The sequence below is a fragment of the Bradyrhizobium sp. PRIMUS42 genome (genome assembly GCF_023006515.1).
Classification (GTDB): Bacteria; Pseudomonadota; Alphaproteobacteria; order Rhizobiales; family Xanthobacteraceae; genus Bradyrhizobium.
In genome coordinates this window covers 1-13,636 of the sequence record NZ_JALBGZ010000087.1, presented here as the reverse complement: position 1 = coordinate 13,636, position 13,636 = coordinate 1, and the positions used below count along the sequence as shown (strand labels likewise).

12 protein-coding genes and 1 pseudogene are annotated in these 13,636 nt (G+C 60.3%); 6 read left to right on the top strand and 7 right to left on the bottom strand.

Annotated features, from left to right (window positions below):
• Both MOV75_RS10305 and mdcA read right to left on the bottom strand, forming a co-directional pair.
• Positions 1–153: pseudogene (locus MOV75_RS10305) on the bottom strand (malonate decarboxylase acyl carrier protein); the annotation flags it as partial.
• Positions 154–163: 10 nt separating this feature from the next.
• Positions 164–1,810, bottom strand: a complete 1,647-nt coding sequence (gene mdcA / locus MOV75_RS10300) for a malonate decarboxylase subunit alpha (protein WP_247005601.1) — start codon at positions 1,808–1,810, stop codon at positions 164–166.
• Between the two features lie 193 nt (positions 1,811–2,003).
• Between mdcA and madL the strand changes: the two genes are divergently transcribed.
• From madL to MOV75_RS10275, 5 genes are all read left to right on the top strand, one after another.
• Positions 2,004–2,444 carry a malonate transporter subunit MadL gene (gene madL / locus MOV75_RS10295; RefSeq protein WP_247005599.1) on the top strand — a complete coding sequence of 147 codons (441 nt, stop codon included), beginning with the start codon at positions 2,004–2,006 and terminating at the stop codon, positions 2,442–2,444.
• Complete coding sequence (gene madM / locus MOV75_RS10290) at positions 2,441–3,202, top strand: malonate transporter subunit MadM (protein WP_247005597.1); 762 nt, start codon at positions 2,441–2,443, stop codon at positions 3,200–3,202. The genes madL and madM overlap by 4 nt, the downstream gene beginning before the upstream one ends.
• 5 nt (positions 3,203–3,207) lie before the next feature.
• A complete protein-coding gene (locus tag MOV75_RS10285; protein ID WP_247005595.1) occupies positions 3,208–3,894 on the top strand; it encodes a GntR family transcriptional regulator in 687 nt (228 codons plus the stop codon).
• Between the two features lie 174 nt (positions 3,895–4,068).
• On the top strand, positions 4,069–6,015 hold the full coding sequence (gene acs, locus MOV75_RS10280; RefSeq protein ID WP_247005594.1) for an acetate--CoA ligase: 1,947 nt from the start codon (positions 4,069–4,071) through the stop codon (positions 6,013–6,015).
• Between the two features lie 65 nt (positions 6,016–6,080).
• The gene (locus MOV75_RS10275) at positions 6,081–6,653 is read left to right on the top strand and encodes an adenylate kinase (protein WP_247005593.1); all 573 of its coding nucleotides are present in this window, start codon (positions 6,081–6,083) and stop codon (positions 6,651–6,653) included.
• Between the two features lie 524 nt (positions 6,654–7,177).
• Here the strand turns inward: MOV75_RS10275 and MOV75_RS10270 are convergent.
• The 4 genes from MOV75_RS10270 to MOV75_RS10255 all read right to left on the bottom strand — a co-directional run bounded on the left by MOV75_RS10270 (position 7,178) and on the right by MOV75_RS10255 (position 10,384).
• A complete protein-coding gene (locus MOV75_RS10270; protein ID WP_247005592.1) occupies positions 7,178–7,468 on the bottom strand; it encodes a WGR domain-containing protein in 291 nt (96 codons plus the stop codon).
• A gap of 200 nt (positions 7,469–7,668) precedes the next feature.
• The gene (locus MOV75_RS10265) at positions 7,669–9,078 is read right to left on the bottom strand and encodes a DUF2130 domain-containing protein (RefSeq protein WP_247005602.1); all 1,410 of its coding nucleotides are present in this window, start codon (positions 9,076–9,078) and stop codon (positions 7,669–7,671) included.
• Positions 9,079–9,577: 499 nt separating this feature from the next.
• On the bottom strand, positions 9,578–9,925 hold the full coding sequence (locus MOV75_RS10260; protein ID WP_247005591.1) for a hypothetical protein: 348 nt from the start codon (positions 9,923–9,925) through the stop codon (positions 9,578–9,580).
• Between the two features lie 27 nt (positions 9,926–9,952).
• Positions 9,953–10,384, bottom strand: coding sequence for a hypothetical protein (locus MOV75_RS10255; RefSeq protein WP_247005590.1), 432 nt, complete (start codon positions 10,382–10,384; stop codon positions 9,953–9,955).
• A 380-nt stretch (positions 10,385–10,764) separates the two neighbouring features.
• On the opposite strand from MOV75_RS10255, the gene MOV75_RS10250 reads away from it, so the two are divergent.
• The gene (locus tag MOV75_RS10250) at positions 10,765–11,151 is read left to right on the top strand and encodes a hypothetical protein (protein WP_247005582.1); all 387 of its coding nucleotides are present in this window, start codon (positions 10,765–10,767) and stop codon (positions 11,149–11,151) included.
• A gap of 596 nt (positions 11,152–11,747) precedes the next feature.
• Here the strand turns inward: MOV75_RS10250 and MOV75_RS10245 are convergent.
• Positions 11,748–13,636, bottom strand: a 1,889-nt coding sequence (locus MOV75_RS10245) for a ThiF family adenylyltransferase (RefSeq protein ID WP_247005577.1), incomplete at its 5' end; no start/stop codon positions are given.

The following is a 13,636-nucleotide window of genomic DNA, read 5'->3' as shown; positions in this document are numbered from 1 at the left end:
CGCGGTTGCGATGTTGATCGTGCACGTGTCGGCCGGCGCGGCCCGCTCCAGCAGCACTTCGAGATTGCCGGAGGCAACGACGCCGACGATGGCTTGCGCGCGCGTGCCGCTGGCGGGCCTTGGGGCAGACAGTCTGAAGCTGAGCTTTTCCATGTAAAACTCCTCACCAGTTGCGGAAGCGGCTGGGCGGGCGGTAAAGACCGCCGGAAGCCAGCATGAGGTCCTTGATCGAGCGGGCCGCCAGCAGGCGCCGGTCGGCATCGAGCGGATCGATGCCGAGATCCTCGGGACGGCGGATCACGCCGCGTTGCCGCAGCTGCTCGACCAGATTTGCATCGCGCGCGCGTCCAATCTCGGTGTAGCCGGCAACGCCGCGGATCGCCTGCTCGCGCTCGTCCTTGCTGCGGCACATCAGGAGGTTGGCGATGCCTTCCTCGGTGACGATGTGGGTGACGTCGTCGGAGTAGACCATCACCGGGGCGAGATCGAGCTTCAGCTCGCGCGCCAGCTCCAGCGCATCCAACCGCTCGACGAAGAGCGGGACGTTGCTGTCGCCGAAGGTTTCGCCGATCTGCACCACCAGCTTGCGGCCGCGGCGCAGCGCGGCGTTGGAGTCTGGATCGGCCTCGGCGCCGGCCTTGAGCCATGGTTCGCTCGGGTGACGGCGGCCGCGCGGATCGGAGCCCATGTTGGGCGCGCCGCCGAATCCGGCGATGCGGTTGGTCGTCACCGTCGAGCTGTGGCCTTCGAGGTCGATCTGGAGCGTCGATCCGATGAACATGTCGCAGGCATAGAGGCCCGCCGTCTGGCAGAAGGCACGGTTGGAGCGCAGCGATCCGTCGGGCCCGGTGAAGAAGATGTCGGAGCGCGCGGCAACGTAATCCTCCATGCCGACTTCCGATCCAAAACAGTGGATCTGGTCGACCCAGCCGGCTTCGATCGCGGGAATCATCGTCGGATGTGGATTGAGCGCAAAGTGCGTGCAGACCTTGCCCTTGAGGCCGAGCTTCTCGCCATAGGTCGGCAGCAGCAGCTCGATCGCGGCCGTATTGAAACCGATGCCGTGATTGAGCCGGCGCACGCCGTAGGGCGCGTAGATGCCCTTGATGGCGAGCATCGCCGTGAGGATCTGGGTCTCGGTGATGGCGGCGGGATCGCGCGTGAACAGCGGCTCGACATAGAAGGGGCGGCCGGCCTCGACCACGAAATGCACGAGGTCGCCGGGAATGTCGACGCGCGGCACCTTGTCGACGATCTCGGTGACCTGCGCCACGACGAGACCGTTCTTGTAGCTCGTCGCCTCGACCACCGTCGGCGTGTCCTCGGTGTTCGGCCCCGTATAGAGGTTGCCGTCCTTGTCGGCGCTCACCGCCGCGATCAGCGCGACGTTCGGCGTGAGGTCGATGAAGTAGCGCGCGAACAGTTCGAGATAGGTATGGACCGCCCCAAGCTCGATCTTGCCGCCGAACAGCATGCGCGCGATGCGCGCCGATTGCGGGCCCGAATAGGAGAAGTCGAGCCGACGGGCGATGCCCTTTTCGAAGATGTCGAGGTGGGCGGGCAGGACCACACCTGATTGCACCATGTGCAGGTCATGGACGTCCGCGGGCTCCAGGTTCGCCAGCGCCGAGGCGAGGATGTCGGCCTGCTTCTGATTATCGCCCTCCAGGCACACCCGGTCTCCTGACCGGATCACCGCCTTCAGAAACGCGGGAAGGCTCGGGATAGGGATGACCTTTCCCTTAGCGTGCTGCCGGCCGGCCGCCAGGCGCTCTCCCAGGGCGGCCTTTTGCATACCCCAATCGCTCATTTCGGCTCCTTGGCATGCGGGGTGGGTTTTCGATTGCGCTAATGTATGCCTATTGCCTTCTAATGTCAATTAGCGTATACACAAGTCTATAAGCGATGAATATTCGCATACACAGGAGGAGATTTACGATGCGAATGCATGCAGATAGTCCAAGTCCAGTGGTTCGTGCCTTGCTCGCCGAGGGGAGGCGCCCATGACCATTTCCGGCGTAGCGCTACTCGCGATCTGCACGCTGTTAGGAAGCCTGTTGGGGGACCTGCTCGGCATCGCCCTCGGCGTAAAGGCCAATGTCGGCGGCGTCGGCATTGCCATGATGTTTCTGATCGCCGCCCGGCTCTGGCTGGGGCGGCGCGGTCTGCTTAGCCATGGGCTCAAGACCGGCGTCGAGTTCTGGGGCAGCTTCTACATTCCGATCGTGGTCGCCATGGCCGCGCAGCAGAACGTCGTCGCTGCCGCAAAAGGCGGTCCGATCGTTGTCATCGCGGGAATTGGCGCGGTCGCGGTGTGTTTCGCGATGGTGGCCCTGATTGGTCGGCTCAGCGGCCCCGTCGAAACGATGGACCAAATCGAGGCGCGCGAGGCCGAATTGCTCGCTGTGCCTGTGCCCAACTTCAAGTCCGGGAGGGTCGCATGACCATGATATCTCACATTCTTGCGGCAAATGCGTTGATCACCGCGTTCGCGGCTGTCGGCATCCTCATGTGGGTTTCCGGAACAATCTCGAAATACCTCACCTTCGGGCGCATCCACGGCTCCGCGATCGCGATCATATTGGGGCTGGCGCTGGCCTTCTTCGGCGGCGTCGCCACCGGTGGCGAAAAGGGCGTGGCCGACCTGCCGGCGCTGGCCGGGATCGGCCTGATGGGAGGCGCGATGCTGCGGGATTTCGCGATCGTCGCCACGGCCTTCGAGGTCGATGTCGTCCATGCGCGCAAGGCCGGGTTGATCGGCGCGGTCGCGCTCGCGTTGGGAACCGTCGTTCCCTTCATTCTCGGCGTTCTCGTTGCCGCGGCGTTCGGCTACACCGACGCGGAATCGTTGACGACGATCGGCGCCGGCGCGGTCACCTACATCGTGGGACCAGTGACGGGCGCTGCGATTGGAGCATCCTCACCGGTTATTGCGCTTTCGATTGCGACCGGTGTATTCAAGGCAGTCATCGTCATGATCGGTACGCCGTTCGTGGCGAAGATGATCGGCCTCAACAATCCACGCAGCGCCATGGTGTTCGGTGGCTTGATGGGGACGGTCAGCGGCGTATCGGGTGGGCTCGCTGCGACGGATCGGCGTCTGGTCCCGTATGGCGCGTTGACTGCGACATTTCATACCGGCTTGGGGTGTCTGGTTGCACCCTCTGTCCTGTATTTCGCAGTGCGCGCGATCACGGGGTAACTGAAATGGAACATTTCTTGAGGGTTGTAGCCGAAGCGGAAGACGATGGCGGTCTGCTTTCCGACCGCATCAGAAACGCGCTCACAGACGAGATCGCATCCGGCGCGCTCAACGCCGGTGCGGCATTGGAAGAGCAGCAACTTGCCGATCGCTTTGGGGCTTCCCGCACGCCGGTGCGGGAGGCGCTTCGCCAGCTCGTGGTCAGCGGCCTCGTCGAAGTGCGCGGCCGCCGCGGCCTCGTCGTTGCGCGGATGACGCCGGAGCGCATCATGGACATGTTCGAGACCAGCGCCGAGGTCGAGGCGATGTGTGTCCGGCTTGCGACCTACCGCATGACGCCGCTCGAACGCAGCCATCTGATGGAGCTTCATGAAGCTTCGTTCAAGATGGTCGAGGCGAACGATGTCGATGCCTATGACGCATTCAACCGGGAATTTCATGAATGCATCTACCGGGCGACGCATAACTCGTTTCTCGCCGAGCAGGCCCAGGATGTTCGTGCGCGGCTCAGCGCCTTCCGTCGGACTCAACTGCGCCAAGGCGATCGCATTCGTCGTTCGCGGGAGGAGCATGAGAGCATCATGCAGGCGATCGCGGAAGGGGACGGCGAAGCCGCGGCGCGCCGAATGCGGGCGCACATGCTGAATGCCGCTTCGGCACTCAGGCGCTACATCGATGATCGCCTCGGCTGAATTCTTCTGATCGCGCGGTCAGGCCGATGGCCTGACGGAAATCCGACAATTGCAAGTTTGAACCGCAAGACGATGGCCGCGGAGCCAATCGACGCGGCTGCATGCCTTCTTGATCGAGAACACGATTTCCCGTTTTGCCAGGGTTAGATGAATAGCCTCAATCAGGAGACGCCTATGTCCGAGACAATCTACGACGTGTCGGCCGAGTGGTCGAAGCGTGCCTGGATCGACGATGCCAAATATTGCGGGATGTACGCACAATCCGTTAGCGATCCCGACGGCTTCTGGGCCGAGCAAGGCAAGCGCATCGATTGGATGAAACCTTTCTCCAAAGTGAGCAACTGCTCGTTCGAGCCCGGCAACATCTCGATCAAATGGTTCGAGGACGGCACGACAAATGTTGCCTGGAACTGCATCGACCGCCATCTCCCGAAGCGCGCCAATCAGGTTGCGATCATCTGGGAGGGTGACGATCCGAACGAATCGAAGAAGATCACCTACGACGAGCTGGCGCGGGAAGTCGCCACGTTTGCAAATGTGCTGAAGGCGCATGGTGTCAAGAAGGGCGACACCGTCACTATCTATTTGCCAATGATCCCAGAGGCCGCTTACGCGATGTTGGCCTGCGCGCGGATCGGGGCGATTCACTCTGTTGTCTTCGGCGGCTTCTCGCCGGATTCGCTTGCGGGTCGTATCGAGGGCTGCAAGTCGAAGGTCGTCATCACGGCGGATGAAGGGCTGCGCGGTGGTCGCAAGGTTGCCCTGAAGTCCAATGCGGACGAAGCGATTAAGAAGACCGGCGACACCGTGACGTCGCTGATCGTCGTCAAGCGCACCGGCGGCAGCGTTGCATGGAATGCCGGCCGCGACGTCTGGTATCATGAGGAAACAGCCAAGGTGCCCGCACATTGCCTGCCCGCGGAGATGAAGGCGGAGGATCCGTTGTTCATCCTATACACCTCGGGCTCGACCGGCGCTCCGAAGGGAGTGGTGCATTCGACGGCCGGCTATCTCGTGTTCGCGTCGATGACGCATCAATACGTCTTCGACTACCATGACGGCGACATCTACTGGTGCACCGCCGACGTCGGCTGGGTCACCGGCCACAGCTATATCCTCTATGGACCACTGGCGAACGGCGCCACCACGCTGATGTTCGAAGGCGTGCCGAACTATCCGGACAATGCGCGGTTCTGGAACGTCATCGACAAGCACAAGGTCAACATCTTCTACACGGCGCCGACCGCGATCCGCGCGCTGATGCAGGGCGGCGACGAGCCGGTGAAGAAGACCTCGCGCGCGAGCCTGCGCCTGCTCGGCTCGGTCGGCGAGCCGATCAATCCGGAAGCCTGGGAATGGTATCATCGCGTGGTCGGCGACAGCCGCTGCCCGATCGTCGACACCTGGTGGCAGACCGAGACCGGCGGCATTTTGATCACGCCGCTGCCGGGCGCGACCAAACTCAAGCCGGGTTCCGCGACGCAGCCGTTCTTCGGCGTCGTGCCTGAGATCGTCGATGCCGACGGCAAGGTGCTGGACGGCGAGACATCGGGCAATCTCTGCATCACCAAATCCTGGCCCGGCCAGATGCGCACGGTCTATGGCGATCACGCCAGGTTCGAGCAGACCTATTTCTCGACCTACAAGGGCAAATACTTCACCGGCGACGGCTGCCGGCGCGATGCCGACGGTTATTACTGGATCACCGGCCGGGTCGACGACGTCATCAACGTCTCGGGCCACCGCATGGGCACCGCCGAGGTCGAGAGCTCGCTGGTGGCGCATGAGGCGGTCTCGGAGGCCGCGGTGGTCGGCTATCCCCACGACATCAAGGGCCAGGGCATCTATGCCTATGTGACGCTGATGCAGGGCACCGAGCCGACGGAGGCGCTGCGCAAGGAGCTGGTCGCCTGGGTGCGCAAGGACATCGGCCCGATCGCGTCCCCCGACCTGATCCAGTTCTCACCGGGACTGCCCAAGACGCGCTCCGGCAAGATCATGCGCCGCATCCTGCGCAAGATTGCCGAGGACGAACCCGGCAGCCTGGGCGACACCTCGACCCTGGCCGATCCCGCCGTGGTCGACGACCTCGTGCGGAACCGCCAGAACAAGAAGCGGTGAGCGACACATAAACATCCATTCGACTGTGCGCGCAGCGCGCGAAACCAGACTGACGGAGGAGTGAGATGAGACTCGTGCTCTTGGGACCACCCGGCGCCGGGAAGGGAACGCAGGCATTCAAGCTGTCGCAGATACTTGCAATCCCGCAGCTGTCGACCGGTGACATGCTACGGGCGGCCGTGTCCGAAAGAACCGCGATCGGGCGGCAGGCGGCTGAGATTATGGAGCGCGGCGAGCTCGTACCGGACGATCTGGTGGTCGGGTTGATCGCTGACCGAATTGCGCGGTCAGATGCGGTGAGCGGATTCATCCTGGACGGATTTCCACGCACGGTGACCCAAGCGGAAAGCCTCGACGATGTGCTCGGTTCGCATCAGCTGAACTGTGTGCTCGAACTGAAGGTCGATGAGCAGCACCTGCTGGACCGGATCCTGGGCCGAGCCATGCAGGCGCGTGAAAACGGCGAGGCAGTGCGGGCGGACGACAACCAGGAAGCGCTCAGCGTGCGCCTGACGGCTTACGCCAACCAGACCAGGCCGCTGACCCACTATTATGCCGCCAAGGGACTGCTCAAGACCGTTGACGCCTCGCAGCCGATGGACCGCGTCACGGCGGCGCTCGTCGAAGCGATCGCGTGATCCTTGCGGTCTCGGCATCTTGACGCACGATATCGTCAATCATCTGGTTGATTTGGCTATACAGAAAGGCATTTCATGGAACGGTCTTGAGCGTGAAGTTACTGCCGATCGCAGCGAGAGCCTCGAGCGTCGTGACCCAGTCGATAGGACGTGCGACTTGGCAAGAGCATGATCTCGGACAACATTCATGTCATTGGGCCGTTGAGAACGTAGAGCGCGTAGTGTTCCGCATCATTTTATTCCAATGACCTTCCAAGCACGGTGAAAGCACATCGGAATTCTTCGAGCCGGGTGGGGTCAGCACGGCGCTTATGAAACTGCGCATGTCGTAGGTGGGGTGGAAAGGCGGCCTGGAGCTTAAGAAGCGAAAACAATTATGGAATTAATCCCTTTTAACCAACTATGATATCTAGACAATTACTATTCGCATAATATTGATTATGGAATACTTCTGCAATTCTTGGAATATGGCCGAAGATGACTCCGGAATACTTTGATATACTTTCAACGTCATTTTGTCCAGATCAGCCAGCTTGCGGCGCGGCGCACACGGATTCCGCGCGCGCAAAATGCCGCTGGACGTAACCACGGCGGGTCTTGCGCCTGAGCCAGGACTCGAGGGCCTCGACGGCCTGCACCTGACCATCGAACAGATCAAGCCGCCGCCGGCCGCGGCCACCGAGACGGCCCCATTCACGCACCAAGGCCGTATCGCCAAACAGCGTCGGCTCGATCGTGAGCACATAGAACCGCGCCATGTTGCGGGCCGGATCGCGCCGCTCGAGCACGAGATATTGCACGGTGAGTTCGGACATGCGCCAGAATCGCAATTCCCGAATCGATCGTCCAATTAAATAAATGAATCGATCAGGGCCTACGATTCAGAAATTTCATGCAGGCAACACGGGCGCGTTGCTCAACCGTCTCGCGCGGGATGTGGATGGTGTTCAGCCACGAAACCTTCATGAATGCGATTACATCATTTCACGCGCAGCGAGGTATTACTTTGGCTGCCTCACTCCGCGGCTTCAGCAGGCGGGCTCTTAAGCTCCGCAAATTTCGTCGCCATCGTCGGATTGCCCCGGGTCAGCTTCTTGATCGTCACATCCTGCGCCTTGTCATTCGCAAGGCGCAGATTGCGGTCTGCACCGATCAATGCATCCTTGGTCTTCTGTAGGTGATCGATGGACTTATCGATCTCGGCGATCGCCGTCTGGAAATGCCTGGATGCTAGATCGTAGTTTTTCGAGAACGCGGTCTTGAACGTCTCAAGCTGGCTCTCAAATTGGGTGATGTCGATATTCTGCGCTTTCACGAGCGCGAGCTCGGCCTTGTACTTCAGCGAGTTGACCGCCGCATTCCGCAAAAGCGTAATCATCGGCAGGAAGAACTGCGGCCTGATGACATACATTTTCGGGTAGCGGTGGAAGACATCGACGATACCGGTATTGTAAAGCTCGTTGTCCGGTTCAAGCAATGAGACCAGGATGGCATACTCGCAGCCCTTCTCGGTCCGGTCCCGGTCGAGTTCCTTGAGGAAGTCTTCGTTCTTGCTTTTCGTCGCGGTTTTGTCGCTCTCGTTCTTCATCTCAAACATGATCGAGATGATCTGGGTGCCGGCATCGTCGGAATCGCGGAAGATGTAATCGCCCTTGCTGCCGGTCCGCGCGTCGTTGTCTTTCTCGAAATACGCCCGCGGAAACGCCATCGAGCGCACCCGGTTGAACTCGGTCTCGCAGTGCTGCTCCAGGGTCTCGCCGACCATCTTGGTCGAGAGGCGAGCCTTCATATCCTTGAGACGCTCGATCGCATCATCGCGATCCTTGATCTGGGTTTCGTACTTGTCCTTGAGCGACTGCTCGGAGAGCTGCTTTTCAAGCTGCACCTGCTTGATGCCGTTCTTCAGCTCATCGCGCTCTTTCTCAATGGCACCGACCGCTTCAGTGACGGCGAGCTTTTTCTCAAGCTCGAGAGCCTGAAGCTTGGCTTTCAGCTCCTGGATTTCTTTTTCCTTGGCAGCTGCAATTTTGTGCTGCTCGCTGGCCCGAAGCGCTTCAGCGAGCTCCGAGGCTGCTTTCTTTTCGCGCTCGGACTCGACCAGCGCGTTCGCGAGCCTGTCACGCTCTTTTTCCACGGCGCTGAGCGCCTCGGTGACAGCAAGCTTCTGGGTGACCTCACTTCCCTCAAGCTTGGACTTCAACTGCCGGATTTCTGCGTCCTTCGCGGCCGCAGTCTTCTGCAGATCGTTGCTCACCTGGGCCTTGGCCAGTTCAACAGCGCTCCGCTTGTCACGCTCGGCCAATTCCAGCCGTTCATGGAGTTGCTGCGCGAAATCCGCGTCACGCACCTGCTTCAGAATCTCGGCATAGCCGGACTCATCGACCTTGAAGGCCTTCGCACAGTGCGGACAGATGATCTCGTGCATGTTTCCTGGCCGGTTGCGAGCCCGCAGAATCGCCATGGCCCTTGAGAACAAAATTAGAACAAGCGATTTTAAGGGGTCAAGCTGAAAGGCTCAGCTTCGCGCATTTTGCTGTGGCAAATCCCCACTTTCCAGGCGAAGCTCCTCGCGAGCGCACTGAACGGAACAGGACCATCGGCGGACTGACCGAAATCGGTCGGGCAGCCCTGTCCGACATGACGAAGAAGTCGGCGTGACCGGCCCATCTGCAGGAGCAACGTCCTTTCGAAAGTCGCAGGCTGCAGCGTCCCACACAACCTAAGCTAATGTACCAATACTTTGCTATGGATCAAAATAGGACTCTACTCTTTCGGGCGGGGGGACCCCCATGCAAGCCGAACTCATACGCGAGACGCTGCGCGAGATGTTCGAGCACGCCTTGTCGCGCTCCACAGTATGAGAACGATACAGGTCAACACTCTGACGCACTGAAAGCTCCCCGTCGTGCTGCGTCCGCTTGCCGCTACGCCGGATCGACCGCGTCCCAAATCGTTCCGAATCCAAAGCCGATGACAAGACCTATCGGGTAGAACCAAACCCCTTGTGGGTCAGGCGCACCGTAGCGCAAGAGTGTCACCACACCCGCCCCCGTTAGCACCGCCACCGAGGCTGTCATTGCTGATCGAGTCCACTCATCTGCCTCCTGCACAAAGAAGCCTACAAGCATGCCTATGATGAGGCCCAGCAGCGTACCACCTACGGCCGCGCCAGCATCTTTGTGAAGGAACGCGAACCCCAAGCCGCCCAAGCCGATCAACACGAGAATGAGCCCAAACCAAATCGGACGCTTTCCCATCACCTTTTTAGCCACCCTGCCCCTCCCCGTGCGCAATTCTAACTAATCAGCGATGGTCTTAAACCGGAGAACCGATTCCAGTTTGGCCTTGGTTGCGGCGCGATCACCGCCGAATTGATGCAGCGTGTTTGAGACTGCGAGAAGCGCGGTGCTGGCCGCCATCGGATCATACCCCCAGAGACCGACAAGTTGATCCGCGAATGATTCATTCAGTGCGAAGGCCCGCATTCTCGCCGCAAGGTCGCGGAATGTGTCCTCAGCCTCACGCAACCTCGCTAGCTCTTCCTCCTCCAACTCGACGGGTTGAGCCTTGGCCGATTGCAGTGCCCTGACATTGTCATAGACAATGCTCTTGTGAATCACCTCGCGACGAAGATCAAAGAAATTCCTGAATGGCTGCGCGACGAATGACGTAACCATCCAACCGACGCCGCCTAGCGCGAATGCGCTAACAGCACCCCAAACGTCCGTCATTCCTAGGTTCCTTCTCGCGGGCGTCATCGAGGTTCAATGACGGAATCAAGTGCCTTATACAGCTTGCCTCTAATCGGGCTGCACTAAGGTGGCGGGTCCGAACTTAGACTTTTGGCGGCCCTCTTGCGCGCACCCGCAGGTTGATATTCTATCCAAGCATATTGGGCAGAGGGCTTACAATGCGAACAGTTTCCACAATCTTTGCTTTGCTAGTTTCCGCTTTTGCCAGTTTGCCCGTTCAGGCAGGAGACAACGCTCCCAGCACATTGGACAGCATCACGAAGTCCGCTCGCGATATGATACCCTCGATGCCCTCAGTCTCGTTGCCGTCAATGCCAGACCTAGCGCTTCCCGATATGACCGATCCATCCGGCAGACTGATGGCCGAGTTCAACTCGTTCACTCAACAAGTTGGCGACGCGTTGCCCCTGCTTGAACAGATGGGCTATGAGGTTACCACCTTCAAAGTGACCTGGGGTCTCCCGCCAAGGGCACGGTTGCGGCTGAAATCCAACGGCAGCACCGACCCGCAGAAAGTGAGTGGTATTGTCGCAAAGGCACCGAGCAGCGGGGTCCTGGTCTCCGCTCTGATTTCAAGCGCTGTGACGGCTAAGCGCATTCAGAGCAGCATGAAGTTGGGGGCAGCCTTCCTTGATGTAGACTTCGCAGTTCCGCCGCGCGTCAACATGAAATTTGTGAGCCCAAAGGATAGCGGGAAGGACGATGTCCGCGACCTGGACGACTTGGAGTACGCTTGCAGGAATTGACATTGTCACCGCGAGCCCGCGTCGTCCGAACAGCGTTCCGGCCTGCCGCCTTGATTGATGCAAGTTCGATATAGCCAGGCACTACATAACTGCCCGCCCACACTCCCCGCGCCGCGTAGTCGGCTTCACGATGTGCACTGTCGTATTTGCCTTTCGAGTAGCGAGGCCAATCGAACGCGAGCCCGCCACGCACAAGCCAGTCTCCCAGGTCAACGGCCGCCACTGAGCACGGGCGACTGTGCGCCTGTAGACATCAGGGCTGAGCGGCTCACAGTGAACTGGCCTCCCCGCTATAAACCTGTCCAGCTCATTCGCTGCTTTCCCCCGCAACGATATCCATCACGCAATGATTATGCAGGGTGCGCCGTCGCGCCTGATTCTCATATTCCAGACGGACCGCGAGCGCGGTGAAGAACAGGGCTTCTATCTACGACGCGCTGTTCAAATCTCATATCAAATAGCGGCCGTTTATACTTTTGCGTACACAAGCCGACCGCCGACGTCGACGCCATCAACGGGGAAACTAGCGATCAGAAGCGTAACGGCTCGAAGATTGAATACTTTCTAGTCGACGCCGAAACGGCGAATGTTTGGAGTTAGCTTTGCGCCAAACGGGGAACCGGCGAGGCGTCTTCTCGCACGGAGCGAGAGGCCTCCGCGCCTTCGCAGGCAGCGCAATCGGTCCGAGGCCACGGTCGATCCACGATCCTGACACCGAAATCGCCGTCACCGTTTTCTGATCGCCAAGGCTCGCTGAAACGGCCGCCAAGTTTGGCCATGCGTTCCCGTGGCGCAACCGATACTCTGCTGAAGGAATCCACCGGCGGGTCAAGCAAGCAGTCGAGGGATAGCTCGGCGATCATCGCGATAACGTAGCCGAGCTCGATCGGACCATAGGGCTGATAATGGGCGCCGCACGCAGGCTCTTCTTGATTGGCACCTGCTCCATCAGGCCAATCCACCACTTTGAACGATGGTGCACCTGTTCGGCCTACGTGGCATTGCAGGCAACCGCTTCTCTGGGCGATCGCAACGCCGTGCCCGGCACAGGCATGCGCCTCCGTCCAGCCGTATACGATCGGTCGATCTCTCCCTTGGCTTACATGCCAGCGATTGAGCGCGGAATCAGCCGCCCAACTACCCGTTGCCGAAACGATCAAGTCAGCCGCGGTCGCTAGATCATGATCGGCCACGAGCAGGTGATGCAGGTCACAGGCGCGGTACTCGATTTGAAGATGGGGAAAATCAGTTTGCAGCCGGTCGGCCAGGGCTTCTGCCTTGTTGCGGCCCACCGCCGATGCACCCAAGGGGTGCCGGCCGACATTCGGCCAGCTAAGCTTATCGTAGTCGACCAGAACGATCCGCCCGACGCCAGCTTGCGCCAGCGCAAGTGCGACCGGAGCGCCGACCGACCCACACCCAACCAAGATCACGGTTGCCGCAAGCAAGCGCGCAGTCCGAGAGTCGCGATCTCGGCCATGAATCCAGTTCGCGTCCGCGCGCTGCACCGAAGTCCTGATGACAGGACTAGCTGCGAAGAAGCGACTGAGAAGGACCTCCTTGGGCGCCTGGCCGCGACGGAAACCGTTGGATAGAGGCTCTGCGGCAGATCTGACATGACCTTTGAGACGCTTCGGGTTCGGCGCTTTGACACCGATCAAAGCGGACCCGCCCCTGCCTATAGCTCCCAGCACCGCGACAACGTGTTCGGGTTCGCGAACTGCGACGTCCTCGATGATCATCCGGGCGTCATCTCCAGCCGCCGCCGCCAAAGCCAGCAGATCTGAGGATGTCTCGGGATATTCGGCGGGAAGCGGCGGATCTTCCAGCCAAATGAAGGCGGCGTCCTCAGTTTTGACGCTCACAGTATCGCCGAATCGACGGCGCACCCAGCGTTCGAGCGACGCGGTATCTTCGCCGACTACTTCCACCCCCTTTCCTCGCCACACCTGCACGAGTCTCGACGGGGGCGCCGGTACCAACAGGCTGTAGAAATGCGAGCCTGTCACGTGCGCCTTGTAGGCCCAATATGTCAGAAATTCCTCGCGGAAGTCGCGCTCGATGATCGAACCTTCGAGCAGCTCTTCGACAAGTCGAATCGAGCGATGAAGCAGGTTCGCAGCGACGGCAGAAGGATCATCGGGATCGCATTCGGCCAGATTTGGCAGCAGGCAGAGAACGCCGTCACTTTCGACGTGAGGCCAAGTCAAGAAAACCGGATGATCGACGAGCGCGGTTCTGACCGGGACTGCCGGAAACGCTGCCGTTGCGAGGACATCGATGCGGCGCATCACGCCATCAGAAAAGACCACGCTGACCCGCCACGCCGCAACCCAGCGGCGCGAGGGATAGCAACCGCCGATCGTCGCCTGGTCGAGACGCTCGGGCACCTGCCCCGTCAATTCGCGCAGAGTGGCTTCGAGGTGAAGCGCCGACTGCCGCCAACGGAGCGGGAGCGCTGTTTCACGCATGCCGGCCCCCGCCT

Coding starts and splice junctions, on each gene's coding strand:
- mdcA (WP_247005601.1), bottom strand. CDS start 1,810: ATGAGCGATTGGGGTATGCAAAAGGCCGCCCTGGGAGAGCGCCTGGCG.
- madL (WP_247005599.1), top strand. CDS start 2,004: ATGACCATTTCCGGCGTAGCGCTACTCGCGATCTGCACGCTGTTAGGA.
- madM (WP_247005597.1), top strand. CDS start 2,441: ATGACCATGATATCTCACATTCTTGCGGCAAATGCGTTGATCACCGCG.
- MOV75_RS10285 (WP_247005595.1), top strand. CDS start 3,208: ATGGAACATTTCTTGAGGGTTGTAGCCGAAGCGGAAGACGATGGCGGT.
- acs (WP_247005594.1), top strand. CDS start 4,069: ATGTCCGAGACAATCTACGACGTGTCGGCCGAGTGGTCGAAGCGTGCC.
- MOV75_RS10275 (WP_247005593.1), top strand. CDS start 6,081: ATGAGACTCGTGCTCTTGGGACCACCCGGCGCCGGGAAGGGAACGCAG.
- MOV75_RS10270 (WP_247005592.1), bottom strand. CDS start 7,468: ATGTCCGAACTCACCGTGCAATATCTCGTGCTCGAGCGGCGCGATCCG.
- MOV75_RS10265 (WP_247005602.1), bottom strand. CDS start 9,078: ATGCACGAGATCATCTGTCCGCACTGTGCGAAGGCCTTCAAGGTCGAT.
- MOV75_RS10255 (WP_247005590.1), bottom strand. CDS start 10,384: ATGACGGACGTTTGGGGTGCTGTTAGCGCATTCGCGCTAGGCGGCGTC.
- MOV75_RS10250 (WP_247005582.1), top strand. CDS start 10,765: ATGGCCGAGTTCAACTCGTTCACTCAACAAGTTGGCGACGCGTTGCCC.